The sequence below is a fragment of the Salmonella sp. 32031103-2018-00083-FB-01-SM-01 genome (genome assembly GCF_017571995.1).
Lineage (GTDB): Bacteria > Pseudomonadota > Gammaproteobacteria > Enterobacterales > Enterobacteriaceae > Salmonella > Salmonella enterica.
On the sequence record NZ_JAGEQL010000004.1, the window covers coordinates 120,593 to 146,664 of the forward strand.

Sequence of the window (26,072 nt, forward strand, 5' to 3'; positions counted from 1 at the left end):
GCCTGATGGCGCGACGCTTATCAGGCCTACAACCGCACGGACCGTAGACCGGATAAGGCATTGATGCCGCCATCCGGCAATGCTTTGTGGCGTATTCTACGCGCAATCGCAGAAATCAGAAAAGCAACGATGCCGTTGAATCCAGCGCCGCACGACGGCGTTTTTCCGCGCTCAGCTGTTCAAGCTTATTGCGGTCAACGCAGATTAGGGCGTGCGTTGGGCAAGCGGCCATACAGGCTGGACCAGCTTCACGGTGGTGACACAGATCGCACTTGTTGGCTTCGGCTTTTTCGGCACGCACGTTCAGCCCCGCGCCGCTATTGCGAACCACCGGACGTACCACCACGTCCATGGCGCCGTAAGGACATGCCACTACGCAAGTTTTACAGCCAATGCAGCGTTCCTGCATCACATGAACAAAGCCTTTGTCACGGCTGATGGCGCCATTCGGGCAAACGTTGGCGCACGGCGCGTCTTCACACTGGCGACACAGCGTTGCCGTGGAAACGTTCACGCCTTTGATGACATGGATACGAGGTAAAAAGGTTTCAGGGGTCAGCGATGCGCAATCCTGATTTTCCTGATGGGATACGACGCAAGCCACTTCACAGGTACGGCAACCAATGCACTTACTCGCGTCTGCAATGATGAAACGGTTCATCAAATTCTCCAGCAATAACAGATGATGTGCCGATATATACACGAATCGTGCCAATTTTTATTTCATTGTTATTTAAGAATATTATTTCTATTTTCGTGAGCATTTACGTGTCATCGTCACAAGTGTCGATGACACGTAATGTCGCCAGTGGTGGTCAAGATTTGCAGTGATAGCCAGCCAACTCTGCACCGAAACTGGCATCAATCCTGATTAACACCTGGCAATACGTTACCGCGTATTAAACAGCGCTGCGTAAGGGAAAGATCGTCCGTTTGTGGATTCCTTCCGGCAATAGGTTTGATAATTAATTTACGGCCAGGATAGTGATTAAAACGGGTCAGCGCCGGATAACTCAACCGGCCAAACCAGCCGTGTACGCGCTGCCAGCGGGCGTCCTTCACCTGATATAAATTGGTTATCCAGTAGCCTGAGTCAAACTGCATATCCAACAGTTGCGTGCGCCCATTGCCCTGTAAATCAAGCAAATCATCGACGCCATTATCGCTGGCGGTATAAAACCCCCACGGTTCAAAGACGCAGGGGCGGCCATTATTGAGAAAGGTGAAAATGATGTATTGCGCGCTCGGCGCCAGGCCCAACCCAGGATTGCCCAACCAGATAACCAGATCCTGAATGCCGTTACGATCGAGGTCAGCGCGATAAAATTGCGCATTACCCGCCAAATTAATCAGCATTCCCACCGGGACAACCCACGAATTACCGGCGCTGTCTTTTCCGCTAATCCGCCATTCGTTATCTTTTTTCGGCTCCGGCAGTAGCGTCACGCCACTGACTCCAACCTGGCGAAAATGCCATGTCTGGTCGGGCGATACAGAATAAGGCAGGGTCAACAGCGGCTTCAGCGCACGCTTTTGCGCATATTCACCGTCGCTCATCGGCAGGTAACCGACAAAATCGGTGGCCAGCGCGCGCACGGCGATGCAGAAAAATAACAGTCCGCTCCATACGATAATCTTCACGTCCTTCTTACAACCTTTGCCGGGTAACACAAATTATCCCTAAATATGTGCGCATTTTACGCCTCCGGCGCTTCCAGCGCGGCAAATCCGCCGTTTCCCTGCCACCCTTCCAGGCGCTGATAGACGATGTTTACCGCGTCCTTAATCGGTTGAGTCATCGGATAATAAAACCCGACGATATCCGGCTGGATACCAAGAAAAATCACCTCGCCGACATCCTCTTTGAGCTGATCGATAAGGTAGTTGAGCGGCATATTGTGGGTGGTCATCATAAACATTTCGGCGATATCATCCGGATCGATAATGCGGATCTCGCCCGGATTAAGCCCCATGTCGGTGGCGTCGACAATCAACAGACGCTGCGGGCGCAGTTCGCGAATCGCCACAATGTCGTTTTCCGGCGCGCTGCCGCCGTCGATGACAACCCAGTTGCCCTTCGGCTGCGCTGCGCACATTTCCGCCAGTAACGGGCCTGCGCCGTCGTCGCCCATCATGCTGTTGCCGACACAGAGTAAAACGTCAGTCACGAAGCCTCCTCACCATCAGGTAGATGGCGCTTTCCTGATGAATGTCATGCAGCATACTGAGCATCAGTTTGCTCCATTCTTGCTGCTGCGGGGTCTGCGCGGCGCGTGCATCATCAAACGCGCGCGCCAGCATTTGCACATGGTTGAAATCGATAACGATCTCGCCATACTTCGGCACGCCTTCCATTTTACGCCGGGCATCGCTACCGGCTTCCAGGGTGGCGATCCACGCCAGATACTCATCCCATGGGCAGGTGAGCGCGGCCTCCAGACAATCGATAACCCCCAGGTGGTGACCAATCGCCAGGCTGTAATAGACAACCTGCTGCGCCTCGGCAGGCGTCGCATCGTTCTCATCAATAAACTTACGGCTCAGTTGACTGAACACCACCTGTTCGCTCATCGGATACGCGCCTCTTCAACAACATGATTGAGATGGGTGACAATTTCGGTTAAACGCGGATCGTTTTCCGCTTCCAGCCAGCGCGCCACTTGCTGCTCGCCCTGCCCCAACTGTGTCAGGTAATCATCAGCGATCTGACGACCATAGCGATAACCCGCCAGCCGGCGCGCCGCGCGATCCACCTTCACGCGCAGCGGCTGCACCATATCCGGATGCAGGATCTCTGCGGGCTGATCGTCCAGCTCACCCGGCGCGCGGGCGTGGATTTTCTGCTCCAGCAGGCCAAGCGCCATCGCAAAGCCATACAGCGTCGCCGCAGGCGTTGGCGGGCAGCCTGGAATGTACACATCCACCGGGACGATTTTGTCGGTACCGCCCCATACGCAGTACAGATCATGGAAGATGCCGCCGCTGTTGCCGCAGGCGCCGTAAGAGATACAAATTTTCGGGTCCGGCGCCGACTGCCAGGCGCGCAGCGCCGGAGAGCGCATGGCGCGGGTCACCGCGCCGGTAAACAGCAGAATATCGGCATGACGCGGCGACGGTACCACTTTGATGCCGAAACGCTCGGCATCAAACAGCGGCGACAGCGTCGCAAAGATTTCGATTTCACAGCCGTTACAGCCGCCGCAGTCCACGCGGTAAACGTATGCCGAACGCTTAATATTTTTCAGTAGAGACGCCTTCATGCTGGCGATGGATTCATCCACCGTCATCGGTACCGGAATGCCGTTGGCGTCACGCGGGCCTAATAAATTGCTCATTAGCTGACCTCTTTCATATGGCGAGTCAGTTCAATACGGTCGGACGGCACCAGGCATTTCTGACGCTTACAGTCCGGGCAGGTCTCAAAGCTTTCGCGGTGGTTTTCCGCGCGGCTGTCGCCGTTGTGCGCAAGCAGCGCAATGGCGTAGTCAATCTCTTTCTGTACCGCGAAAGGACGATTGCACACGCGGCAGTTGCACAGCGCAAAGCGGGACTGTTGCAGGAAATCTTCTTTCTTCCACACCGCCAGTTCGTACTCTTGCGACAGTTTAATCGCCGCCGTCGGGCACACCTCTTCGCAGCGACCGCAGAAGATACAACGGCCAAGATTGAACTGCCACGCCAGCTCATTGGTTGCAAGATCGGTTTCCACCGTCAGCGCGTTCGACGGGCAGGCATTAACGCAGGCGGCGCAGCCGATGCACTGCTGCGGATTATGTTCCGGCTTGCCGCGGAAGTTTTTATCAACCGCAATCGGCTCCAGCGGATAAGACGAGGTCGCCGTGCCGGTTTTGATAACTTTTTTGATAAAGGTAAACATGGCGATTCCTTATTTCAGCGGCGAGTTTTTACGCTCAATGCTGTAGCGCTCAAGTTCTTTGTACGGCACGACTTTGCTCTTCTTCTTACGCACATCGACCACGGTCATCCGGTCGGTACAGGAGTAGCACGGGTCGAGGCTGCCGATAATCAGCGGCGCGTCGGAGACGGTGTTGCCGCGCAGCATATAGCGCAGCGTCGGCCAGTTGGCGTAGGTCGCCGCACGGCAGCGCCAGCGGTACAACTTCTGGTTGTCGCCGGTCATGCTCCAGTGGATATCGTCACCACGCGGCGCTTCAGCGAAGCCGAGCGCAAAACGGTGCGGAATATAGGTAAAGCCTTCCACCATCAGCGGGCCGCCCGGCAGATTATCCAGACCGAAATCGATCATATTCAGAGAGGTGTAGACTTCGTTGATACGGACTTTCAGACGAGAAATCACATCGCAGCCCTGCTCGCTATGTACTTCCATCGGCAGCAGACCGTAACCGACAAACGGGTGATCGGCGCGGGTGTCGCGGGCGTGGCCGCTGGCGCGCACCATCGGGCCGACATTACTGAAGTCGCGGGCAATTTCCGGGTCCAGACGGCCGATACCCACGGTACGCTGTTCCATATTCGGCGTGCTCAGCAGCATGTCCACCAGCTCCTGCACGTCACGACGCATCTGCTGCGCCAGTTGACGGGTCTGGATCATGTCTTCTTTCAGCAGATCGCGGCGAATCCCGCCGATCAGGTTCAGACCGTAAGTTTTGCGCGCGCCGGTCAGTATCTCCGCCATCTTCATGGAGGTTTCACGCACGCGGAAGAACTGCATAAAGCCGGAGTCAAAGCCGGTGAAGTGACAGGCCAGGCCGAGGTTGAGCAGATGCGAGTGCAGACGTTCCACTTCCAGCAGAATAGCGCGGATCATTTGCGCACGTTCCGGCACCTGAATGCCCATCGCGTTTTCCACGGAAGTGGTGTAGGCGGTGCTGTGCGCGAAGCCGCAGATACCACACACGCGATCCGACAGGAACGTCACTTCGTTATAGCCCATACGGGTTTCCGCCAGTTTTTCCATGCCGCGGTGGACATAGAACAGACGGTAGTCGGCGTCGATAATGTTTTCGCCATCGACGAACAGACGGAAGTGGCCCGGTTCATCGGAAGTGACATGCAGCGGGCCAATCGGCACCACGTTATTTTTCTTGTCACCCAGCTCGTTAATGAACTCGTAGGTTTCCGCATCGGTGGTCGGCGCCGGGCGCTGACGATAATCCATGCTGTCTTTACGCAGCGGATAGAGTTCATCCGGCCAGTCGTCCGGCAGCACCAGACGGCGCTCGTCCGGCAGACCGACCGGGATTAAACCGTACATGTCGCGTACTTCGCGCTCACCCCACACGGCAGCCGGCACGCGCGGCGTAACGGATGGGAATTCCAGCTTATTGGCATCCACTTCAACGCGGACGGTAATCCAGCACTTCGTGCCCTGCTCCATCGACAGCACGTAATAAACGGCATAGTGGCCGCACAACTGGCGTTCGTCATTACCGAACAGCACCGACAACCACCCACCCTGCTGGTAGTAAAGAAACTCCACCACTTCCAGCAGATAGTTCACTTTTACCGTAATAGTCAGCTGATCTTTGGTCTGCCAGGCTTCGTCCAGCACGACGCCCGGAAACGCCTGGTGCAGCGCCGCAAGGTATTGTTGACCTAATTTTTCTTCAGACATGCTCAAACTCTCTTAAATCACGCCGCCAGCAAGGAGACGAAGGCTAAAAACGCAAACCCAAAACCGGCCCAGGTCACGCGTGAAGTGGCGCAAAAACGCAGTCGCGCCATGCTGTTTTCAAACAGGGCGATCACCAGTACGCCGACAATCAGCTTGACGACGGCAATCACCAGCGCCAGCAACAGTCCGCCTGCGCTGAAGGTTTCCATCTGTCCCCACGGCAGAAACACGCCGACGAACATTTGCAGCACCACCAGTTGCTTAAGGCTGATGCCCCATTTCAGCACCGCAAAGCCGCTACCGCTGTATTCGGTCAACGGCCCTTCCTGCAACTCCTGCTCCGCTTCCGCCAGGTCGAACGGCAGCTTGCCCATTTCGATAAAGGTGGCGAAGGCGCAGGCGCACAGCGCCAGAATCAGCGGAATACTACGCGCGACAGGCCAGTGATAAATGGTATCGGCGATATTGCTGATATGAGTTGAACCCGCCACCTGCGCGGCGACCCACAGACCCAGCAGCAGAATCGGCTCCACCAGCACGCCGAGCATCGCTTCACGGCTGGCGCCGATCGCGGTGAACGGACTGCCGGTATCCAGGCCTGCAATAGAGAAGAAGAAGCGCGCAATCGCGAACAGATAAATCAGGGTGATTAAATCACCCAGTTGCGGCAACGGAGATCCAACGGTGACGACCGGCAGCGCGGTGGCGATAGTCAGCATCACGCCGACCATCACAAACGGCGTCAGGCGAAAAACCCAGCCGGAATCCGCGGGCGCAATACTCTGACGACCGAGCAGTTTGATAATGTCGCGGTACTCCTGCAACACGCCCGGCCCTCGGCGATTGTGTAGACGGGCGCGCGCCACGCGAGTAATACCGGACAGCAATGGCGCAACGGCAAATAGCACCAGCGCCTGAATTAACGGATAAAACACACTCATTTTCAGGCTCCTCGTGAAACCACAATCACCACCAGCACCGCCAGCTCAATCAGCGCCAGACGACGGAACAGCACCGCGGCCGCCGCGTTCTGCCAGCCCGGCACCAGCGATACCGGGTTCAGCCATTTACGCAGTTTAAGTACCGGGGCAAAGGCCTCTTTCACCGGCATGGCGAAACCGTGCGCGGTAATCACCATCGACTGCTCATGGTCGTAGCCGCACACCCAGGCCGCGCCGCGAGAACGCGACGGCAGACGGTTGCCTTTGAACATCGCCATAATGATGAACGGCAGTAGCGGACAGGCGACCAACAGCAGCGTGATCATCGGCTGCGATACGGTGGTGTGCGCGGTTTCCAGCGGCAACGGTACCGCAATGGAAATCATCGGCAGCAGCCACGGCGCGGCAACCCCGCCCAGTACGCAGCAAATCGCCAATGCCACCACGCTGACGCCCATCAGGATCGGCGCGCAGCTGGCGTTTTCAGCTTCCTTCGTGCGCGGCGCGCCAAGGAACGTCACGCCATACACTTTCGCCATACACATCACCGCCAGCGCGCCGGTAATCGCCAGGCCAACCGCCAGCAGCGGTCCTAACAGACGACCAACAAACGCGCCGCTGTTGCCCAGTTTGAAGAAGGACTGGTAAATCACCCACTCGCCGGCAAAGCCGTTCAGCGGCGGCAGCGCGGCCATCGCCATCAGACCGACCAGCATGGCGATAGAAATAACCGGCATCCGTTTACCAATACCGCCCAGTTTTTCGATATCGCGGTGACCGGTACGGAACCAGATGCTGCCCGCGCCCAGAAACAGCACGCTTTTAAACAGGCTATGGTTCAGCAGGTGATAGAGCCCGCCGGTCAGACCCAGCGCGATCAGTACCGGCTGATTGAGAGCAATCCCGGTAACGCCTGCGCCCAGACCGAGCAAAATGATGCCGATATTTTCCAGCGTGTGATAGGCCAGCAGGCGCTGAATGTTATGCTCCATCAGCGCGTACAGACCGCCGACAAAGGCGGTGATCATCCCAAGCACCAACAGCGCCACGCCCCACCACAGCGGCGCATTGCCGCCAAGCAGAGATAGCGTGAGAATGCCCAGCAGCCCGATTTTCATCACCACGGTCGAGAACAGCGCGGCGGCGGGAGCGCTGGCGTTGGCGTGCGCCTGCGGCACCCAACCGTGTAGCGGGATAATCCCGGCCAGCAGACCAAAGCCGATAACGCCGAGCAGCCAGATATCGGAGCCCAGCGGCAGTTGCTGAGCGCGTTGATCCAGCAGCCCCAGATCCAGCGTGCCGTAGCGCTGCCACACCAGCCAGCAGGCGATTGCCAGCAGCAGCGTACCGAGACGGCCCAGCGCAAACCACAGTTTGCCCTCTTTGCTACCGCCGGTGAGGAACACGGCGCAGAGCGCCATGATTTCCGCCATCACCACCATCGCCCCCAGATTACTGGCGACCACGGCGCAGACGGCTGCCGCCATCAGCAGGTTGATCAACAGTCCGTTGGCTTTTACCTGTGGATGGCGATGCCAGTCGATATTGAACAGGCTGACGAACAGACCGCACAGCCCCAGCGTAATCAGCCAGATAGCATTCAGCGGCGTAATTTGCAGCATGTGACCGGTAAACGGCATCACGCCGCTCACCGTAACGGCGCTGGCCAGCGCGGTGAACCCCGCGCCAGCCGTACACAGGCTGCCGACCGCGCCGCCGATACCGGCAATCCAGCCGCTCAGCGCTTTATGAAACGAAAACAGAAACGCCAGAACGGCGGCGGCGGCAAACCACGCGACGCCGCTAGTAATCAGTGAAAGTGAACTCATTATGCATCCCCACTCTGAGCCTGCTGAAACAAGGTGAGATCGCCAAAATCGGTATTAAACGTCAGCTCACGTTTACGTTTGCTGGCGCGGGCGATATCCGTGTTATCCACCAGGTGTAGCGCTTTAGTCGGGCACATCCGCACACAGGCCGGGCCTTGCTCGTCAAAGCTGCACAGGTCGCATTTCACCGCGATAGCGCGTACGCCCGGCACCCAGTCGAGCAACGTACTGACGCGCGCAGGCGCTGGCGGCGCGGGCGGCGCTTTCGGCGTATTGGCGTTCGCCGGAATATGCAGCGGACGGCTGCCGGAAAACTCAATAGCGCCAAACGGACAGGCAATACCGCACAGTTTGCAGCTCACGCACAGGCTTTCATTAAGCTGGACAGCGCCGTCAACGCGATTAATCGCGTTAACCGGGCATACCGTGGCGCATGGCGCATCTTCACAGTGGTGACAAAGCTGCGGCGCAGATTCTTTTTCATTCAGCATCACTTTCAGGCGCGGCATTGACTGCAGGCCATGCTGGCGATGCGTCTCTGAACAGGCGGCCTCACAGGTGTGGCAGCCGATACAGAGAGTGGAGTCAGCAATTACAAAACGATTCACCAGGCATTCCTCAGGTGATTGTCATTTTTGACGAAAACATGCCGTTGAAATGTCATTTTCGACACTTATCGACACGCCCATCCCCAAAACATTCATGACATGGCGCAACGCCACATCGCGAATCAAAGCGGGCAACGCCTCAGGCTTATACCGCCGGGCTGTGACCCTTTACCAATTGACGCAAATTAACCGGCGAGTTGGTTTCTACAGCGGTATAGAGGCTGTCGTAAACGCTGGCGATTTTTTCCAGATAGTGCTCCAGCACCTGCTCGCGATCGCGGTTGTTAACCCGTTCATCAACCTTGCCGTCGATATCGAGCTGCGCCTGTGCAATCAATTGCTTATCTTCGCCATCTTTGGTTTCAACGTAGTACTCAATGGTGTGGCTGTTAAAACCATCCGCCAACGCGACGTAAATACGAAAGTGCTCAAACAGGACAAAGCAAAGATCCCTTTCCGGCGCGCAGCTCATTGCGTGATGCAGGCGCGCTTTCGAGAGGGTGATCCCCTGAACCAGCGAGTTGCAGTAAATATGCCACTGGTCCTGTAGGCGACGATGCCGTTGCGCGATGTAATCGGCCTTTTCGCTTATTTCCCAAATAGTCATGTCAGGTTACCCGTTTAACAGAGATGCCTGCGTTAAGCATTTTCCATGCCAATTTTTAACTTGTTGTTTTTAATGGCAGACGAGCGCAGTTACTGCCGTTTCGACGCGGTGACGACATGTCATTTCGTCATCGTCGACATTAACCTGCCAGGGGATAAAAATATTGGCATAAATATTGCTTTACAGGGGCAACCACTACGGGAGGCGATATGCACGAAATCACCCTCTGCCAACGGGCACTGGAATTGATTGAACAACAGGCTTCAGCATACGGTGCAAAACGTGTGACAGCCGTCTGGATCAAAATTGGCGCATTTTCTTGCGTGGAAACCAGCGCTCTTTCCTTTTGTTTTGATCTGGTATGCCGCGGCACGATAGCAGAAGGTTGTAAACTGCACCTCGAAGAACAGGAAGCCGAATGCTGGTGTGAGCATTGTCAACAATATGTCACGTTGTTAACCCACCGTGTACGTCGTTGTCCGCAATGTCATAGCGATACGCTGCGAATTGTGGCCGATGACGGCTTACAAATTCGGCGCATAGAGATTGATGAAACTGAAGATTAATGCCGGATAGGCGCTCGCGTCGCCATCCGGCAGAAAGCCTGTAACAAGAAAAAGATCAGGAGTAAGCGATGTGTACGACTTGCGGTTGCGCTGAAGGCAACCTTTATATAGAAGGCGATGAACATAATCCGCACTCAGCGTTTCGTAGCGCGCCCTTTGCCCCAGCGGCCCGCCCGGCGCTGAATATTACCGGCATTAAAACGCCTGACTTTGCCCCAAGTCAGACCGCAGAAGGCGATCTGCATTACGGCCACGGCGAAGCCGGAACCCACGCGCCTGGTATGAGTCAGCGGCGGATGCTTGAGGTTGAAATCGACGTGCTGGACAAAAATAATCGTCTGGCTGAGCGCAACCGCGCCCGTTTTGCCGCCCGCCAGCAACTGGTGCTCAACCTGGTGTCCAGCCCCGGGTCCGGTAAAACCACCCTGCTGACCGAAACGCTGATGAAATTGAAAGACCGTGTACCGTGCGCGGTGATTGAAGGCGACCAGCAGACAGTGAACGACGCCGCCCGCATCCGCGCTACCGGCACGCCCGCCATTCAGGTCAACACCGGTAAAGGCTGCCATCTTGACGCGCAAATGATCGCCGACGCCGCGCCGCGCCTGCCGCTGGATGACCACGGTATTCTGTTTATCGAAAACGTCGGTAATCTCGTCTGCCCGGCCAGCTTCGATCTGGGCGAAAAGCATAAAGTCGCAGTGCTTTCCGTGACCGAAGGTGAAGATAAGCCGCTGAAGTATCCCCATATGTTTGCCGCTGCGTCGCTCATGCTGCTCAATAAAGTCGATCTGCTGCCCTACCTCAATTTTGACGTTGAGAAGTGCATCGCCAGCGCGCGTGAAGTGAACCCGGAGATTGAAATTATCCTGATTTCCGCCACCAGCGGCGAAGGCATGGATCAGTGGCTGGCCTGGCTGGAGGCGCAGCGATGTGCATAGGCGTGCCGGGTCAAATCCGCGCCATTGACGGCAATCAGGCAAAAGTTGACGTCTGCGGCATTCAGCGCGACGTCGATCTCACATTAGTTGGCAGTTGTGATGAAAACGGTCAGCCGCGTCTGGGTCAGTGGGTGCTGGTTCATGTCGGATTCGCCATGAGCGTCATTAACGAAGCGGAAGCGCGCGACACGCTCGACGCGCTACAAAATATGTTTGATGTTGAGCCGGACGTCGGCGCACTGCTGTATGGTGAGGAGAGATAATGCGTTTTGTTGACGAGTACCGTGCGCCGGAACAGGTAATGCAGCTCATTGAACACCTGCGTGAACGCGCCGCCCTTCTTCCTTACACTGCCGAACGTCCGTTGCGCATTATGGAAGTCTGCGGGGGTCATACCCACGCGATTTTTAAATTTGGTCTCGATCAGTTACTGCCCGAAAACGTGGAGTTTATTCATGGCCCCGGTTGTCCGGTCTGCGTGCTGCCGATGGGACGCATCGACAGTTGCGTGGAAATCTCCAGCCATCCGGAGGTGATTTTCTGCACCTTTGGCGATGCCATGCGCGTGCCGGGGAAACAGGGGTCTCTGTTGCAGGCTAAAGCGCGCGGCGCGGATGTCCGTATTGTTTACTCTCCGATGGACGCGCTGAAGCTGGCGCAGGATAACCCGACCCGCAAAGTGGTATTTTTCGGGCTGGGCTTTGAAACCACCATGCCGACCACCGCCATCACGCTGCAGCAGGCAAAACAGCGTGACGTGCGAAACTTCTACTTTTTCTGCCAGCACATTACGCTGATCCCGACGCTGCGTAGCCTACTGGAGCAGCCGGACAACGGCATTGACGCCTTTCTTGCGCCAGGCCACGTCAGCATGGTCATCGGCACCGAGGCGTACCAGTTTATCGCCGCCGATTTTAATCGCCCGCTGGTGGTGGCTGGATTCGAACCGCTTGATCTACTGCAAGGCGTGGTCATGCTGGTTGAGCAGAAAATAGCGGCCCTAAGCCAGGTTGAAAACCAATACCGTCGCGTGGTGCCGGATGCCGGAAACATGCTGGCGCAGCAGGCCATCGCCGATGTGTTCTGCGTTAATGGCGATAGCGAGTGGCGCGGTCTGGGCGTGATTGAATCCTCCGGCGTCCACCTGACGCCAGAGTATCAGCGCTTTGACGCCGAAGCGCATTTCCGCCCAGCGCCGCAGCAGGTCTATGACGATCCGCGCGCCCGCTGCGGCGAAGTGCTGACCGGCAGATGCAAGCCGCATCAGTGCCCGCTATTTGGTAAAACATGTAATCCAGAGACCGCGTTTGGCGCGCTGATGGTCTCTTCCGAAGGCGCATGCGCCGCCTGGTATCAGTATCGTCAGCAGGAGTGTGAAGTTTGAACAATATACAACTCGCCCACGGCAGCGGCGGCCAGGCTATGCAACAGTTGATTAATAGCCTGTTTATGGAGGCCTTTGCCAACCCGTGGCTGGCGGAACAAGAAGATCAGGCGCGTCTGGAGCTGGCGCAACTGACGGCGGAGGGCGACCGTCTGGCGTTTTCTACCGATAGCTATGTGATCGATCCGCTCTTTTTCCCCGGCGGCAATATCGGCAAACTGGCGATTTGCGGTACGGCGAACGACGTAGCGGTGAGCGGCGCGATCCCCCGCTATCTCTCCTGCGGCTTTATCCTTGAAGAAGGGCTGCCGATGGAGACATTAAAAAGCGTGGTCAATAGCATGGCGGCGACCGCGCGGGAAGCGGGTATCGCCATTGTAACCGGCGACACCAAAGTTGTGCAGCGCGGCGCGGCGGATAAATTGTTTATCAACACTGCCGGCATGGGGGCGATTCCCGCCGATATTCACTGGGGCGCGCAAACGCTGAGCGTTGGCGATGTGCTGTTAGTCAGCGGTACGCTTGGCGATCACGGCGCCACTATCCTCAACCTGCGTGAGCAACTGGGGCTGGATGGCGAGCTGGCGAGCGACTGCGCAGTATTAACGCCGCTTATTCAGACGCTGCGTCATATTGACGGAGTGAAGGCATTGCGTGACGCCACGCGCGGCGGCGTGAATGCGGTCGCCCATGAGTTTGCGGCGTCCTGCGGTTACGGTATTGAATTGTCCGAATCCGCACTGCCGCTCAAACCTGCCGTGCGCGGCGTCTGCGAGCTGTTGGGGCTGGATGCCCTGAACTTTGCCAACGAAGGAAAACTGGTGATTGCCGTTGAACGGCAGGCCGCAGATCGGGCATTGGCGGCATTACGCGCGCATCCGCTGGGACGTGATGCAGCGCTGATTGGCGAAGTCGTGGAACGCAAAGGCGTTCGCTTAGCCGGACTCTATGGCGTGAAGCGAACCCTTGATTTGCCACACGCCGAACCATTACCTCGTATATGCTAGCAGCCTGTTGGCAGCATACTGTAGGCCGGATAAGACGCATTTGCGTCGACATCCGGCATTAACGCTGCATTAACGCCTGATGGCGCTTTGCTTATCAGGCCTACGGAGTGTGTGACCAGCGAGTTTGCGGTCAGCCATCCGGCAATAACTTACGACTTATACCTATAATTCATTTACCGTTTTCGCACCGTTTTGCGGTATTTTCCTGGAAAAGCAACATGTCGTATACACCCATGAGCGATCTTGGACAGCAAGGCTTGTTCGATATCACTCGTACCTTATTGCAGCAGCCCGATTTGGCGTCGCTCAGTGAAGCGCTTTCACAACTGGTAAAGCGTTCAGCGCTCGCCGACAGCGCCGGCATTGTGCTATGGCAGGCGCAGTCGCAACGCGCACAATATTATGCGACGCGAGAAAATGGCCGTCCTGTTGAATATGAAGATGAAACCGTACTGGCGCACGGCCCGGTACGTCGCATCCTTTCTCGCCCCGATGCATTGCACTGTAATTTCCATGAGTTTACCGAAACCTGGCCGCAGCTTGCCGCGAGCGGCCTCTACCCTGAATTTGGTCATTACTGTCTGCTTCCTTTAGCCGCGGAGGGCCGTATTTTCGGCGGCTGCGAATTCATCCGTCAGGAAGATCGCCCCTGGAGTGAAAAGGAATATGACCGTCTGCATACGTTTACCCAAATTGTCGGCGTGGTCGCCGAGCAAATTCAAAACCGGGTAAACAATAATGTCGATTATGATCTGTTGTGCCGCGAACGCGATAACTTCCGTATTCTGGTTGCGATTACCAACGCCGTCCTGTCGCGTCTGGATATTGATGAGCTGGTAAGCGAAGTCGCAAAAGAGATCCACCACTATTTCAATATCGACGCAATCAGCATCGTGTTGCGCAGCCATCGCAAAAATAAGCTGAATATCTACTCCACCCACTACCTTGATGAGCATCATCCGGCGCACGAACAGAGCGAAGTCGACGAAGCCGGCACGCTCACGGAGCGCGTCTTTAAAAGTAAAGAGATGCTGCTTATCAACCTCAACGAACGCGATCCGCTTGCCCCCTACGAACGCATGCTGTTCGATACCTGGGGCAATCAGATCCAGACGCTTTGCCTGCTGCCGTTGATGTCCGGCAAGACGATGCTTGGCGTGCTCAAACTGGCCCAGTGCGAAGAAAAAGTGTTTACCACCGCCAACCTCAAGCTGCTGCGTCAGATTGCCGAACGGGTAGCCATTGCCGTGGATAATGCGCTGGCCTATCAGGAAATCCACCGCCTGAAGGAACGCCTGGTCGACGAAAACCTGGCGCTCACGGAGCAGCTTAATAACGTCGACAGCGAGTTTGGCGAGATCATCGGACGCAGCGAAGCGATGTACAACGTGCTAAAGCAGGTTGAGATGGTGGCGCAGAGCGACAGTACCGTGCTGATTCTGGGCGAAACGGGAACCGGTAAAGAGTTGATTGCCCGCGCCATTCACAACCTGAGCGGACGTAGCGGACGCAGGATGGTAAAGATGAACTGCGCCGCGATGCCGGCGGGGCTGCTGGAAAGCGATCTGTTTGGTCATGAGCGCGGCGCGTTTACCGGCGCCAGCGCGCAGCGGATTGGCCGTTTCGAGCTGGCGGATAAAAGCTCGCTGTTTCTGGATGAAGTGGGCGACATGCCGCTGGAGCTACAGCCTAAGCTGCTGCGCGTCCTTCAGGAGCAAGAGTTTGAACGTCTTGGCAGCAATAAACTGATCCAGACCGACGTGCGGCTGATCGCCGCGACTAACCGCGATCTGAAAAAAATGGTCGCCGATCGCGAATTCCGTAACGATCTCTACTATCGGCTGAATGTTTTTCCGATCCAGCTTCCTCCGTTACGCGAACGTCCGGAAGATATTCCACTACTGGTCAAAGCGTTCACCTTCAAAATCGCCCGCCGAATGGGGCGTAATATCGACAGCATTCCCGCCGAAACGCTGCGCACGCTCAGCGGCATGGAATGGCCGGGGAACGTTCGCGAGCTGGAGAATGTCGTCGAGCGCGCCGTGCTGCTGACGCGCGGCAATGTGCTACAACTGTCGCTGCCGGATATTACCGCCGTAACGCCCGATACCTCGCCTGTTGCGACTGAAAGCGCCAAAGAAGGCGAAGATGAATATCAGCTTATTATACGCGTGCTGAAAGAGACCAATGGCGTAGTGGCTGGACCAAAAGGCGCGGCGCAGCGTCTGGGGCTTAAACGAACCACCCTGCTGTCGCGTATGAAGCGATTGGGTATTGATAAAGACGCGTTAGCGTAACGGGTTGCCGGATCTGATCCGGCCTGGAGATGATGCGCGCCGTAGGCCTGGCGCTTCCCCTTCACTTCTTGCGCTGATATTTTTCCGGCAATTCCGGAACGGGGCGCTTATCGTCGATAAGGTGCCGCACGGTCAGGACAGGGTGTCGCCAAAGCATTCGCGGACCTGCCCAACGCATAATCTGCTTCATCTCCTCGCGTTTAGCCGGCTGATAGCAGTGCACCGGGCACTGCTTACAGGCGGGTTTTTCCTCGCCAAATACGCATTTATCAAGACGTTTTTGCGCGTAGGCGAACAGCGCGTCGTAATGCCCCTGCACCGCTGACGCCTGTGGGCACTGGCTTTCATACAGCGCGATCATTTTTTTGATCGTCAGTTTTTCACGAGCGATACGTTTACCAGGCATCGTGTTCTCTCCGAACATTAAGGTGTATTTATTTTACACCTTATCCCTCTTTAGCACTATCACTGCATATCGTCGCCATTACGCAAATAAGAATTATTTTCATTTATTCATGCCTTGTGCTATATAACATAGCAAAGGCTATATTCGATGATTAATTAACCACATTGTTGCGAGGGATACTATGACGAATCTACATCGTCTGAAAACACTCCTGATTGCCGGTATTGTTGCGATACTCGCGCTATCGCCAGCCTATGCAAAAGAGAAATTTAAAGTCATCACCACGTTTACCGTTATTGCCGACATGGCGAAAAACGTGGCGGGCGACGCAGCGGAAGTCAGCTCGATTACCAAGCCCGGCGCTGAAATCCATGAGTATCAGCCAACGCCCGGCGATATTAAACGAGCGCAGGGGGCACAGCTTATCCTCGCGAATGGTCTGAACCTGGAGCGATGGTTCGCCCGCTTTTATCAGCACCTTTCCGGCGTGCCGGAAGTCGTCGTCTCCACCGGTGTCAAACCGATGGGCATTACCGAAGGCCCGTATAACGGTAAACCGAACCCGCACGCCTGGATGTCGGCAGAAAACGCGCTGATTTATGTCGATAACATTCGCGACGCCCTGGTGAAGTACGATCCGGATAATGCGCAGATCTATAAGCAAAACGCCGAACGCTATAAAGCGAAAATTCGCCAGATGGCCGATCCGTTGCGTGCCGAACTGGAAAAAATTCCCGCCGATCAGCGCTGGCTGGTCACCAGTGAAGGCGCGTTCTCTTACCTGGCGCGCGATAACGACATGAAAGAGCTTTATCTCTGGCCAATTAACGCCGATCAACAGGGGACGCCAAAACAGGTGCGTAAAGTGATTGATACCATTAAAAAGCACCATATTCCCGCCATCTTTAGCGAGAGTACGGTTTCCGATAAACCGGCCCGTCAGGTCGCGCGTGAATCCGGCGCGCATTATGGCGGCGTACTGTATGTCGATTCTCTGAGCGCCGCTGACGGCCCTGTGCCAACCTATCTGGATCTGCTGCGCGTCACGACCGAAACCATCGTCAACGGCATTAACGACGGACTGAGGAGTCAACAATGAGTCAATCTGCGATTACCGTTGATCAGGTCACGGTGACGTATCGCAACGGTCATACCGCCCTACGGGACGCCACTTTTCAGGTGCCTGGCGGTTCAATCGCCGCGCTGGTAGGCGTAAATGGTTCCGGTAAGTCTACGTTATTTAAAGCGTTAATGGGCTTTGTGCATCTTGCGCAGGGCGATATCACTATCCTGCAACAGTCAGTCAACAAGGCGCTGAAAAAAAACCTCATTGCTTATGTTCCACAATCGGAAGAAGTGGACTGGTCATTTCCGGTGCTGGTAGAAGATGTGGTGATGATGGGACGCTACGGCCATATGGGCTGGCTACGCCGCCCCACTGCGCATGATCACGCCTGTGTTGACGCCGCGCTGGCGCGGGTGGATATGCAGGAGTATCGTCACAGGCAGATTGGCGAGCTGTCCGGCGGGCAGAAAAAACGTGTGTTTCTTGCCAGGGCCATCGCTCAGGATGGACAGGTAATCCTGCTGGATGAACCTTTTACCGGCGTGGATGTAAAAACCGAAGCGCGAATCATCGATCTACTGCGGGAACTGCGCGATGAAGGCCGCACGATGCTGGTCTCAACGCATAATCTCGGCTCCGTCACCGAGTTTTGCGACTATACGGTAATGATTAAAGGAACCGTACTGGCCAGCGGCCCTACCGAAACCACGTTTACCGCCGCGAATCTGGAACAGGCGTTTAGCGGCGTTCTACGTCATATCGCGCTAAGCGGAGGTGAAGAGCACATCATCACCGATGACGAGCGCCCCTTTATTTCCCGGCGCGTGGCCAGCGGAGGAAAATCGTCATGAACTGGCTTGTTGAGCCGTTTGGCTACCAGTATATGCTCAACGCGATGTGGGTCTCCGCGATGGTGGGCGGTCTGTGCGCGTTTCTCTCCTGCTATTTGATGCTCAAAGGCTGGTCGCTCATTGGCGATGCGCTATCTCACTCTATTGTGCCTGGCGTCGCTGGCGCCTGGATGTTAGGGCTGCCCTTCTCGCTCGGCGCGTTTCTTTCCGGCGGACTGGCGGCAGGCAGTATGCTCTTTCTTAACCAACGCTCACGCCTGAAAGAAGACGCGATTATCGGGCTTATCTTCTCCTCTTTTTTTGGCGTCGGCCTTTTTATGGTGTCGCTCAATCCGATGTCGGTGAATATCCAGACGATTATTCTCGGCAACGTGCTGGCTATCGCGCCAGCGGATATTGCGCAACTGGCGATTATCGGCGCGGTCTCGCTGACTATTCTGCTGTTAAAGTGGAAAGATTTAATGGTCGTCTTTTTCGATGAAACCCATGCGCGTTCTATCGGGCTTAATCCGGGTCGACTAAAGCTGTTGTTTTTCACTCTGTTGTCCGTCTCCACCGTGGCGGCCCTGCAAACCGTTGGGGCGTTCCTGGTGATCTGTCTCGTCGTCACGCCGGGCGCGACGGCCTGGTTACTCACCGACCGTTTTCCACGTCTGCTCATGATTGCCGTCGTGATTGGCAGCCTGACCAGTTTTCTGGGCGCATGGCTTAGCTACTGGCTGGATGGCGCCACGGGTGGAATTATTGTCGTCATGCAAACCTTACTGTTCATCACAGCCTTTATTTTCGCCCCGAAACACGGTCTGTTAGCCAACCGTCGACGCGCCCGCCTGCAGAAGGAGCCGACATGTTCTTAACAACGTTACTGGAACCCTTTCAGTTTGATTTTATGGTGAACGCCCTTATGGTTTCGGTCATTGTGGCGATTCCCTGCGCCTTGCTGTCCGTGTTTTTAGTGTTAAAAGGCTGGGCGTTAATGGGCGACGCAATGAGTCATGCGGTATTCCCCGGGGTCGTGCTGGCATATATTGTGGGGATCCCCCTGGCGATTGGCGCTTTCATTGCCGGATTATTTTGCGCTATCGCGACCGGCTATCTGGACGATAACAGCCGCATCAAACGTGATACGGTGATGGGCATCGTCTTTTCCGGGATGTTTGGCGCAGGTCTGGTGCTCTATGTTTCTATTCAATCGGAAGTGCATCTGGATCACATCCTGTTTGGGGATATGCTGGGCGTATCGCTGGGGGATATCGTACAAACGTCGGTTATTGCACTGGGTATTGCGTTAATCATAGGGCTGAAATGGAAAGATCTCCTGCTACACGCTTTTGACCCGCACCAGGCGAAAGCCAGCGGGCTGAATACGACGCTACTGCATTATGGCCTGCTATGTATGATTGCGCTGACTATCGTCGCCACGCTGAAATCGGTGGGCATTATTCTGTCGATTTCATTGCTTATCGCCCCCGGCGCAATTGCCATTTTGCTGACGCGACGCTTTGCGCGCGCGCTGGGATTAGCGGTGAGTCTGTCAGTTATTACCGCTTTTGCGGGCGTCTATCTGTCTTTTTATCTTGATAGCGCGCCAGCGCCGACCATCGTGGTATTATTTGCCATCGTGTTTATTGCGGTATTTATTTACGCAACATGGCGCGACAGGCGTAATGAAATCGTACCAGAGGCGCAAGGTTAACACTTTTTTGCCTGCTATTCAGGAAACATACGGTCATAATATAGAGTAGTCTTATGGCGCTGGAAGGATTTCCTCTGGCAGGCAACCTTATAATTTCATTACGGTTTAAGTAAAGACTTATATTCAGCTATCCTTTTTTTATGAGCGGATATAGAGAGTTTTTTATCGTTTAGCATAACGGCATTGTTATCGAATCGCTCATAAAGCGTTTCATTCTTTTTGTTTACTATACTGCTTCCCGCCGCCGGATTGGCCTCCACATATTCATTTAATCGTTGTACGCCTTGAGTATGTTTGTAAAAACTCACCGGCAGATAGCGGTCTGCTTTATCGGACGGGAGAAAAGGTTCTTCACCACACAGACGTTCACAAATATTATCTTCATGAATTTTTACTAAGTTCATAAATTCAAGCTGAAGTTTTTTGGCGAGCGCCAGGCTAAAAATACCGCATTCAGAAGAGCTTCGTTGAATGTCCAGCTCGACCATAGCAAAATAACAATCAGGCAGTTGTTCACGTTCAAGAGCTGCTTTGGTCCTCAACGCCAGTAAAGCAGGTCCAAAAGCGCTACACGCTGCAGGTTCGAACAAAATCACCGATGTCTTTCCGTCCATAACTCTAAAATCGACGACTGAAATATGGATACCTGAACTTCCCATATTTACGAGAAATCGGGCAGATTCAACGCCTTCCATTCTGGTCTCCTTTATAGAGGAAACAAGCTCATGGACTGACATAACAAATTTAAGATTTAACTCTGGATACTTCTTATTGGCCTGTGCAACAAGAAAAGGCATCATTTCGAGATCGGTTTCCTCGTAACTGATATGAATCCAGCTGCCATCTATAATTTCACTTTCCAGACGCTCAACAATACAGGTCAATGCTTCGGTGTTTAGCTCCCCGCTGACGTCAGGCTGAGGCGATAAACTCGCCCCCATATTACGAGTCGTAGGACTTAGCATACTTTTCCCTCCACATGATAGCTCCTGCACCGAAAATATCATCTTTAACTTTTCAGATTCAATATATTGCCTGCAAAAATATGCCTCAATGATTGAACCAGGTTACCAACCACCTCCGGATGATTATATATAAGAATTACTACTCAAAAAATCTTTTTTATAATAAAAGCTCAACACATGGTCATAAATGATAAAAAATATTTTAATTCATTCCTACCGCAATCGGTAACGCGCAATTATCGTCAGGTACAGCAGGGTTATGTGCAAAAGCAGTGCGCTGTAAATGCGCGTCTAGTTTCAGTCCCCGGAACAGCGATAGCGGTGAAGAGTCCATCCCCAAACGATACATAACCTTCTTACGATAAATACTAACGGTTTTTGTTCCCAGACCAAATTTTTTCGCCAGTTCAATTGCTGGATGTCCGGAGGATAATAATATCAGCAGCGCATATTTCGCCTGAGTGACGCCGGGAGGTAGATTCCACCAGGCGTATTGATTGATATTAAACAATACCTCTTCCGGCGTCTCGCCGGCATTAAAAGCATACGTAGCAGCCACGGTTTTCTTTTGTGGCCTGTGGCAGAAACGCAGCCAGGCTTCCGGAAGACGGAGCTTCTCTCGATCCGAGCGGATAGCGCAGGATAGTTCGTCTTTTAAAACATAATCCATAACGCCAAAATATTGCAGCACACAGCGATCGATATAATACAAGCGATCTGCCACTACCAAAACTTTACGGTTCTGCAACCGCGCCTGCAACGCATGAAAAAGATAAACATGCTCATGCGGGTTCAAAGCTAAAATCAGCCCGGCGTCCGGCATATCGGATAGAGAATGCAAAAGTGCAGTTAATGAGTTACACGTTTTAACGCACTTTTCCGGATATTTTTGCTTAAAAATAGACTGAAGGGCATAACAATTAGTCCAGTTAATACCGTATATAATTACATTTCTCATTTATTTATCCTTTTTTGAAAACTGACCACAGCTTCGGTAATGATTTTTCTTCCTGGGCGACTACTGCGCAAGTAGATAACGCCTTCTTACTACAAAGGTAATAAGACCAGATACGTTATTACATGCGCAATGTCGTTACCGAAATGAATTCCTTTTACAAATCTGATAATGATTAAATTTGCTGTTTTACTTTACAGTAATCTCTTAGAGTACAACGATTGCCCGGCGCCTGGTGGCCATGTATGTCTGACAATGAACGCTTTCGATTCCCTTTCATTAACTACATATCACTGGTGTAGCGATACTGAAATATACACTACGATTAAAAAAATATTTGGTATCTGTAACGCAAACAGATAGTAACGTTTAAAATAATTTCACAAATCAATGGTTCATTGTACGCATAAAGCTAAGCGGTGTAATCTTAAAATGCCGTTTAAAAATAGCGATAAAATAAGAAGGCGTATCATAGCCACACATCGTCGCGACTTGTGAAATATTTCCAGCCCCCATACGTAATAATTTTATAGCCTGATTCATACGAGCATCCAGGTATATTTTGCTAAAACTCACCTCTTCAGCGGCCAGTTTTCGCTTCAGACTTGATACGCTCATAAACAGCTTTCCTGCCACCTCAGCCTGTGACCATTTGCGGGTGAGATCGCTGATAATAATGTTATAAACTTTCTCTTTTGTCGTAATTTTTATTGCTCGCTCAAGGAAATCAAACCCACCGGGCTTACGTACAAATGCCGATATAAGATACATCAATGAGAAATATGAATAATCATGATCATCAATACTCACGTTACTACAAACCCGTGGACATGCCACACCATGCAAAATAGAGTCAAAAGTATCACTCATCCCTGGCAACAAGTCCGCATGAAAAAAATACTTTGGTTTCGTTTTTAATGATAGCTCTCGATCATTATAGTTTCTTGTACTGTAAAAAACTTTGTAGAATTTTTGCATTAAGTCATAGGAAACTTCCAGTGAAGAAAAATCAATATGCCCTTCTATTTCGCTCATACTAAGCGTGATTGTTTGATCTTTTTCCAATAAAAATAAACACGGCGCAGATTGTTCGATGAACTCCCCAAATTCGTTTTCAATTCGCAAACTACCTTTATTAAGTTTAAACAATAAGCAGTTTGCGACATAATAGTCTCTTACGTCAGCTAATCCATTTGTTAATGGAAATTTGTTCGGCTGTTGAAGGTGATTATTGCTAATGGCCTCAACTGATTTATTCATTGAAGGCAATACCATATTTTATCCTGTGTGCTATAAGGAACTCAAAATCGTTATATTCTTATAAACAAATAATTAAAACTCACAGAGATGATTTAAATCCGATTTTTTTATTATTATAGCCAATAATTACATTCCAACGCGCGTTCATTTCGTCACAAAAAGATACTCTTACAAACTTTATGCACAATTTTGTAATGGAAGCTTACAATATTAATATAATCATTTCAGAATAAAACGCCTGGCAGATACCTTAATAATCCATATACATCAATAAGATAGACACACTGACATGGTGCATTTTCTGCATTATTTGCTGATATATACACCATACCTTATCACAAATCGCCAGCAATGGGGGGTTCACCAGTCAATTGCCTCTTTGTTTTCCCCGCCCGATAAAATAATCTCCTGCATCCAGGAGGTCATTTGTGACTGTGCATTCATTGTACCAACTAATACCCCGTTTAAAGCCTCATATAAATGGGTGCCCGGTTCAACTTTTGCTAACATGTTTTGTAGCATGGCTGTTTGCTGCTCAAAAGAAACAAAAGCCGAATCACCACTTTTAGGATCTTTGAAGGCATTCATCTCTTGATAAATGCTATCTTTAAGCGTTTCAGAAGAGGCTGACTCAGGAAGCGCCAAAAGTCGTTGGTAGAATGCATCATAAAGATCAACGTCGCCGCCATTGCTTAAAGGCGCGCTATCCACATTATTCAGCATAGCGGCCCTGGCACTCAACGAAACCACACCCGTCGCTTCAGTATCCGCTGTCGGGACCAAATAAGAAGTCGGAATCGTACCCGGTATCACCTTATAACCTCCATTTTACAATGCTTGCGTTTTTGTCTTCCATTCATCAATAAGTGCGTTAATGGCGTTATCAGAAATTGTCCGGCAGTCTTGTGGAAGTTCATCAAGATGATGCTTAATGACGCCTACTGCCGTTTCAACAAATTGTTCAGGTGAAAATTCTGCGATCTGATCGCCGCAACTCATGATAAAGCGCTGTTCCTGATGATATTTAAGATTAAAAGTGCCTGGCCAGTTCTCCATAAGCAACACCATCAGTTTTTGGTGATCTTTTTTCGCATTAACTGGCAGTGTTAAAAAAAGTTGCCCCTCCGGCTTATCGAAATCCCTCAGCCACTCATCCAGGACGGTTAAAAGCGTTTCGGGATGATCGACCGCAGCTGAAAATAACTCGCGGGCATAAATCTGTATTTTTTCCATCCACTTCCAGGCCATTGTCTGATTATCAGTAAGATAAGCGGCGACCTGCTGTAACGCGTCTATCATTCCCTGCTCGTAACCTTCCTGATAGGCGTACATCCGCAAGGTCTTTGCCTCTTCTTCCGCCTCTCGCAAAATACGCTTAGCCCGTTGATGCGCCTGCTGTTCTAATCTTTCAATAGAGAAATAACGTTCCAGCGTTTTACGCTTTATCAGTATCCCCTCAACAGGCGAAAGCGGGGACGGAATTGGGATATTTTTGAGCATATTGTAAGGCCAGTAGCAAAATTGACATTTCTACAGCATCCTGCTTCGATGCCTCCTCAATAAATGGAGGAAAAAGCAAAGGAAAACGCTGTGCTAAAGATTCAGGTAAAAATTCATTCAGGGCATTTAACTGTGCATACCCGACGCTAAGTAAAAATCGGTGATTCGGCGCCTTATTGCAGACAGATAAACTTGTTCCCTGATGCATTGCCAAAAATGCTTGCGCCCAATCCGGCAGGCCAAGCAAGGCTCCCTGCCTTGCCAGATCGGCTCTCAGTTTATGGCAACCGAGTAAATACGCTACTTGTGGCAGTCGGCGCCACTGACGCAGCCACAGCTGCGTCAGTGAGTTTTGAATACACTCCTTTTCTCCGTTCTTAAGCCGCCATGCCGCCAGTATTAACTCATTTGCCGCCGCCCTGGCGGCGGGTCTGACAATCATTTCCGGCGCTATCTGCAACCGCTGAGGATGGATATACGATAACGGATCAAAAATGATTCTTTGCCAGATAATGGGTAATGGCTGCCTATTCATTTGACGATTTCGCCTTATCATCAGCCGTTATGCCTTTCTTATTGCGGGCATAATGGTTTTTGTAATACCAGACGCCAAAGCCTGCTGACATCACGGATAACAAAATAATCAACACAATCCAACTGGTTGCAAAAGAATTACGTTTTACTGGTGTGCCGGGAGCCTGTAATTGGGCATCAGAACGTTCTGACAACACAACAGAAATGTTGTCATAATCCACATCGGCAAAACTATTCTTTAAGAAACGCTTGATATCGCTGATCTGATGCGCAAGCGGCGAACCTCGTTCATATACGGCTAATGCCGACAGATGAACAGGTTTTGGCGGACGGCCATTTTCACCAGCATCAATATCATAACTAATATGGACCCTGGCGGAGAGCACGCCCTCCATCGTCTGTAATGACTGTTCCAGTCGCTGTTCAATAGCCGAATATAACCTGGCCTTTTCAGCTCGCGGAGAGGATACCAGCGAATCCGCCGGGAACATCTGCGCTATTTCCACCCGTGGCCGGGGAGGAAGCTGATAAGTTTTAATCCAGTACACCGCAGCGGTAAAATCAGGCTCAGCAACGGTAATGCTATAGCCCAATTTTCCGCTATCAATTTTATTCGCCTCTATATTGTGCATTTGCAGAACGGCAATGACCTCATTAGCCTGTTCCTGGTCCAGTCCTTTTAAAAGATCCTTATCCTTACAGCCGGCAAGGGTCATTACCAGCAGAAAGGTATATAGATATCGACGAATCATGAGCGTAATAGCGTTTCAACAGCCCCGACTCCTTTACGAGTAAGGGTACTTACCATAGAAACATACAGGTTATAATCTGAAATCATCTCTTGCGAAATAGCCAGCTCTTTAGGATCCGTCACCAGATTAGGGTTCTCAATCCTGTTGGTAATCGTCTGTTTATCCACAGCCGTGGCAATCGCCGAACCAGAAAAAGCCTGGAGTAGCCGGTCATCCAGCGAGACAATGTCCGTCTCCATAGACCTGATATTGACCGCCTGCCCTATAACGGCATTCTCAGGGACAATAGTTGCAATCGACATAATCCACCT

Annotated in this window: 30 protein-coding genes; 10 read left to right on the top strand and 20 right to left on the bottom strand. The window is 52.6% G+C overall.

The annotated features are described in order from the left end of the window. Positions 1-115: 115 nt before the first annotated feature. The 11 genes from hydN to hycA form a co-directional block, all read right to left on the bottom strand. Entirely contained in the window at positions 116-661 is a 546-nt protein-coding gene (hydN, locus tag J4614_RS13260; protein WP_001078787.1) for an electron transport protein HydN, read from the bottom strand. A gap of 200 nt (positions 662-861) precedes the next feature. Continuing rightward, the gene (locus J4614_RS13265; protein ID WP_023214350.1) at positions 862-1,671 is read right to left on the bottom strand and encodes a hypothetical protein; all 810 of its coding nucleotides are present in this window, start codon (positions 1,669-1,671) and stop codon (positions 862-864) included. Positions 1,672-1,697: 26 nt separating this feature from the next. Continuing rightward, positions 1,698-2,168, bottom strand: a complete 471-nt coding sequence (hycI, locus tag J4614_RS13270; protein WP_000132981.1) for a hydrogenase maturation peptidase HycI — start codon at positions 2,166-2,168, stop codon at positions 1,698-1,700. Next, a complete protein-coding gene (locus tag J4614_RS13275) occupies positions 2,161-2,571 on the bottom strand; it encodes a formate hydrogenlyase maturation HycH family protein (protein ID WP_001660787.1) in 411 nt (136 codons plus the stop codon). Before J4614_RS13275 ends, hycI begins: the two co-directional genes overlap by 8 nt. Then, positions 2,568-3,335, bottom strand: a complete 768-nt coding sequence (gene hycG / locus J4614_RS13280; RefSeq protein ID WP_000067419.1) for a formate hydrogenlyase subunit HycG — start codon at positions 3,333-3,335, stop codon at positions 2,568-2,570. The genes J4614_RS13275 and hycG overlap by 4 nt, the downstream gene beginning before the upstream one ends. Continuing rightward, positions 3,335-3,877 carry a formate hydrogenlyase subunit HycF gene (gene hycF, locus J4614_RS13285; protein WP_000493767.1) on the bottom strand — a complete coding sequence of 181 codons (543 nt, stop codon included), beginning with the start codon at positions 3,875-3,877 and terminating at the stop codon, positions 3,335-3,337. The genes hycG and hycF overlap by 1 nt, the downstream gene beginning before the upstream one ends. A gap of 9 nt (positions 3,878-3,886) precedes the next feature. Beyond that, positions 3,887-5,596, bottom strand: a complete 1,710-nt coding sequence (gene hycE, locus J4614_RS13290; protein WP_208293202.1) for a formate hydrogenlyase subunit HycE — start codon at positions 5,594-5,596, stop codon at positions 3,887-3,889. A 17-nt stretch (positions 5,597-5,613) separates the two neighbouring features. After that, the gene (locus J4614_RS13295) at positions 5,614-6,537 is read right to left on the bottom strand and encodes a respiratory chain complex I subunit 1 family protein (RefSeq protein ID WP_000110563.1); all 924 of its coding nucleotides are present in this window, start codon (positions 6,535-6,537) and stop codon (positions 5,614-5,616) included. A gap of 2 nt (positions 6,538-6,539) precedes the next feature. Then, the gene (hycC, locus tag J4614_RS13300) at positions 6,540-8,366 is read right to left on the bottom strand and encodes a formate hydrogenlyase subunit 3 (protein WP_208293203.1); all 1,827 of its coding nucleotides are present in this window, start codon (positions 8,364-8,366) and stop codon (positions 6,540-6,542) included. Beyond that, positions 8,366-8,974, bottom strand: a complete 609-nt coding sequence (hycB, locus tag J4614_RS13305) for a formate hydrogenlyase subunit HycB (RefSeq protein ID WP_001079163.1) — start codon at positions 8,972-8,974, stop codon at positions 8,366-8,368. Before hycB ends, hycC begins: the two co-directional genes overlap by 1 nt. Before the next feature lie 145 nt (positions 8,975-9,119). Continuing rightward, positions 9,120-9,581, bottom strand: coding sequence for a formate hydrogenlyase regulator HycA (hycA, locus tag J4614_RS13310; RefSeq protein ID WP_000158074.1), 462 nt, complete (start codon positions 9,579-9,581; stop codon positions 9,120-9,122). Positions 9,582-9,790: 209 nt separating this feature from the next. On the opposite strand from hycA, the gene hypA reads away from it, so the two are divergent. The 6 genes from hypA to flhA all read left to right on the top strand — a co-directional run bounded on the left by hypA (position 9,791) and on the right by flhA (position 15,776). Further along, complete coding sequence (gene hypA, locus J4614_RS13315) at positions 9,791-10,147, top strand: hydrogenase maturation nickel metallochaperone HypA (protein ID WP_000544461.1); 357 nt, start codon at positions 9,791-9,793, stop codon at positions 10,145-10,147. A gap of 68 nt (positions 10,148-10,215) precedes the next feature. After that, entirely contained in the window at positions 10,216-11,088 is an 873-nt protein-coding gene (hypB, locus tag J4614_RS13320; protein WP_000337636.1) for a hydrogenase nickel incorporation protein HypB, read from the top strand. Next, positions 11,079-11,351, top strand: a complete 273-nt coding sequence (hypC, locus tag J4614_RS13325) for a hydrogenase 3 maturation protein HypC (RefSeq protein ID WP_000334871.1) — start codon at positions 11,079-11,081, stop codon at positions 11,349-11,351. Before hypB ends, hypC begins: the two co-directional genes overlap by 10 nt. Continuing rightward, positions 11,351-12,472 (top strand): hydrogenase formation protein HypD, encoded by a 1,122-nt coding sequence (gene hypD, locus J4614_RS13330; RefSeq protein ID WP_001540773.1) that lies wholly within the window; start codon positions 11,351-11,353, stop codon positions 12,470-12,472. The genes hypC and hypD overlap by 1 nt, the downstream gene beginning before the upstream one ends. Further along, positions 12,469-13,479: a hydrogenase expression/formation protein HypE gene (gene hypE / locus J4614_RS13335; protein ID WP_001059959.1), complete on the top strand. Its 1,011-nt coding sequence runs from the start codon at positions 12,469-12,471 to the stop codon at positions 13,477-13,479. Before hypD ends, hypE begins: the two co-directional genes overlap by 4 nt. Positions 13,480-13,697: 218 nt before the next feature. After that, the gene (gene flhA / locus J4614_RS13340; RefSeq protein WP_000122691.1) at positions 13,698-15,776 is read left to right on the top strand and encodes a formate hydrogenlyase transcriptional activator FlhA; all 2,079 of its coding nucleotides are present in this window, start codon (positions 13,698-13,700) and stop codon (positions 15,774-15,776) included. 61 nt (positions 15,777-15,837) lie between these two features. On the opposite strand, the gene J4614_RS13345 is transcribed toward flhA, so the two are convergent. Further along, the gene (locus tag J4614_RS13345) at positions 15,838-16,182 is read right to left on the bottom strand and encodes a nitrous oxide-stimulated promoter family protein (protein WP_001117938.1); all 345 of its coding nucleotides are present in this window, start codon (positions 16,180-16,182) and stop codon (positions 15,838-15,840) included. Positions 16,183-16,363: 181 nt separating this feature from the next. On the opposite strand from J4614_RS13345, the gene sitA reads away from it, so the two are divergent. The 4 genes from sitA to sitD are packed head-to-tail and all read left to right on the top strand — an operon-like array spanning position 16,364 to position 19,795. Next, complete coding sequence (gene sitA / locus J4614_RS13350) at positions 16,364-17,281, top strand: iron/manganese ABC transporter substrate-binding protein SitA (protein WP_000182930.1); 918 nt, start codon at positions 16,364-16,366, stop codon at positions 17,279-17,281. Next, positions 17,278-18,099: an iron/manganese ABC transporter ATP-binding protein SitB gene (gene sitB, locus J4614_RS13355; protein ID WP_000083153.1), complete on the top strand. Its 822-nt coding sequence runs from the start codon at positions 17,278-17,280 to the stop codon at positions 18,097-18,099. Before sitA ends, sitB begins: the two co-directional genes overlap by 4 nt. Further along, complete coding sequence (sitC, locus tag J4614_RS13360) at positions 18,096-18,956, top strand: iron/manganese ABC transporter permease subunit SitC (protein ID WP_001104336.1); 861 nt, start codon at positions 18,096-18,098, stop codon at positions 18,954-18,956. Before sitB ends, sitC begins: the two co-directional genes overlap by 4 nt. After that, entirely contained in the window at positions 18,947-19,795 is an 849-nt protein-coding gene (gene sitD, locus J4614_RS13365) for an iron/manganese ABC transporter permease subunit SitD (RefSeq protein ID WP_000480209.1), read from the top strand. The genes sitC and sitD overlap by 10 nt, the downstream gene beginning before the upstream one ends. A gap of 98 nt (positions 19,796-19,893) precedes the next feature. Here sitD and avrA read toward each other — a convergent pair whose 3' ends face one another. The 8 genes from avrA to prgJ all read right to left on the bottom strand — a co-directional run bounded on the left by avrA (position 19,894) and on the right by prgJ (position 26,063). After that, positions 19,894-20,802, bottom strand: a complete 909-nt coding sequence (gene avrA, locus J4614_RS13370) for a type III secretion system YopJ family effector AvrA (RefSeq protein ID WP_077905364.1) — start codon at positions 20,800-20,802, stop codon at positions 19,894-19,896. 160 nt (positions 20,803-20,962) lie between these two features. Further along, positions 20,963-21,718 (bottom strand): transcriptional regulator SprB, encoded by a 756-nt coding sequence (gene sprB, locus J4614_RS13375; RefSeq protein ID WP_001246662.1) that lies wholly within the window; start codon positions 21,716-21,718, stop codon positions 20,963-20,965. A gap of 384 nt (positions 21,719-22,102) precedes the next feature. Beyond that, a complete protein-coding gene (gene hilC / locus J4614_RS13380; RefSeq protein WP_058344396.1) occupies positions 22,103-22,990 on the bottom strand; it encodes an invasion transcriptional regulator HilC in 888 nt (295 codons plus the stop codon). Between the two features lie 345 nt (positions 22,991-23,335). Further along, complete coding sequence (locus J4614_RS13385; RefSeq protein WP_000612177.1) at positions 23,336-23,788, bottom strand: type III secretion system effector protein OrgC; 453 nt, start codon at positions 23,786-23,788, stop codon at positions 23,336-23,338. A 15-nt stretch (positions 23,789-23,803) separates the two neighbouring features. Beyond that, positions 23,804-24,475: a type III secretion system linker protein OrgB gene (gene orgB, locus J4614_RS13390; RefSeq protein WP_000916655.1), complete on the bottom strand. Its 672-nt coding sequence runs from the start codon at positions 24,473-24,475 to the stop codon at positions 23,804-23,806. Continuing rightward, positions 24,432-25,031, bottom strand: coding sequence for an oxygen-regulated invasion protein OrgA (orgA, locus tag J4614_RS13395; RefSeq protein WP_001591231.1), 600 nt, complete (start codon positions 25,029-25,031; stop codon positions 24,432-24,434). The genes orgB and orgA overlap by 44 nt, the downstream gene beginning before the upstream one ends. Beyond that, positions 25,003-25,761 carry a type III secretion system inner membrane ring lipoprotein PrgK gene (gene prgK, locus J4614_RS13400; RefSeq protein ID WP_000621238.1) on the bottom strand — a complete coding sequence of 253 codons (759 nt, stop codon included), beginning with the start codon at positions 25,759-25,761 and terminating at the stop codon, positions 25,003-25,005. The genes orgA and prgK overlap by 29 nt, the downstream gene beginning before the upstream one ends. Next, positions 25,758-26,063 (bottom strand): type III secretion system inner rod protein PrgJ, encoded by a 306-nt coding sequence (gene prgJ, locus J4614_RS13405; RefSeq protein ID WP_138019897.1) that lies wholly within the window; start codon positions 26,061-26,063, stop codon positions 25,758-25,760. Before prgJ ends, prgK begins: the two co-directional genes overlap by 4 nt. Between the last annotated feature and the right edge of the window lie 9 nt (positions 26,064-26,072).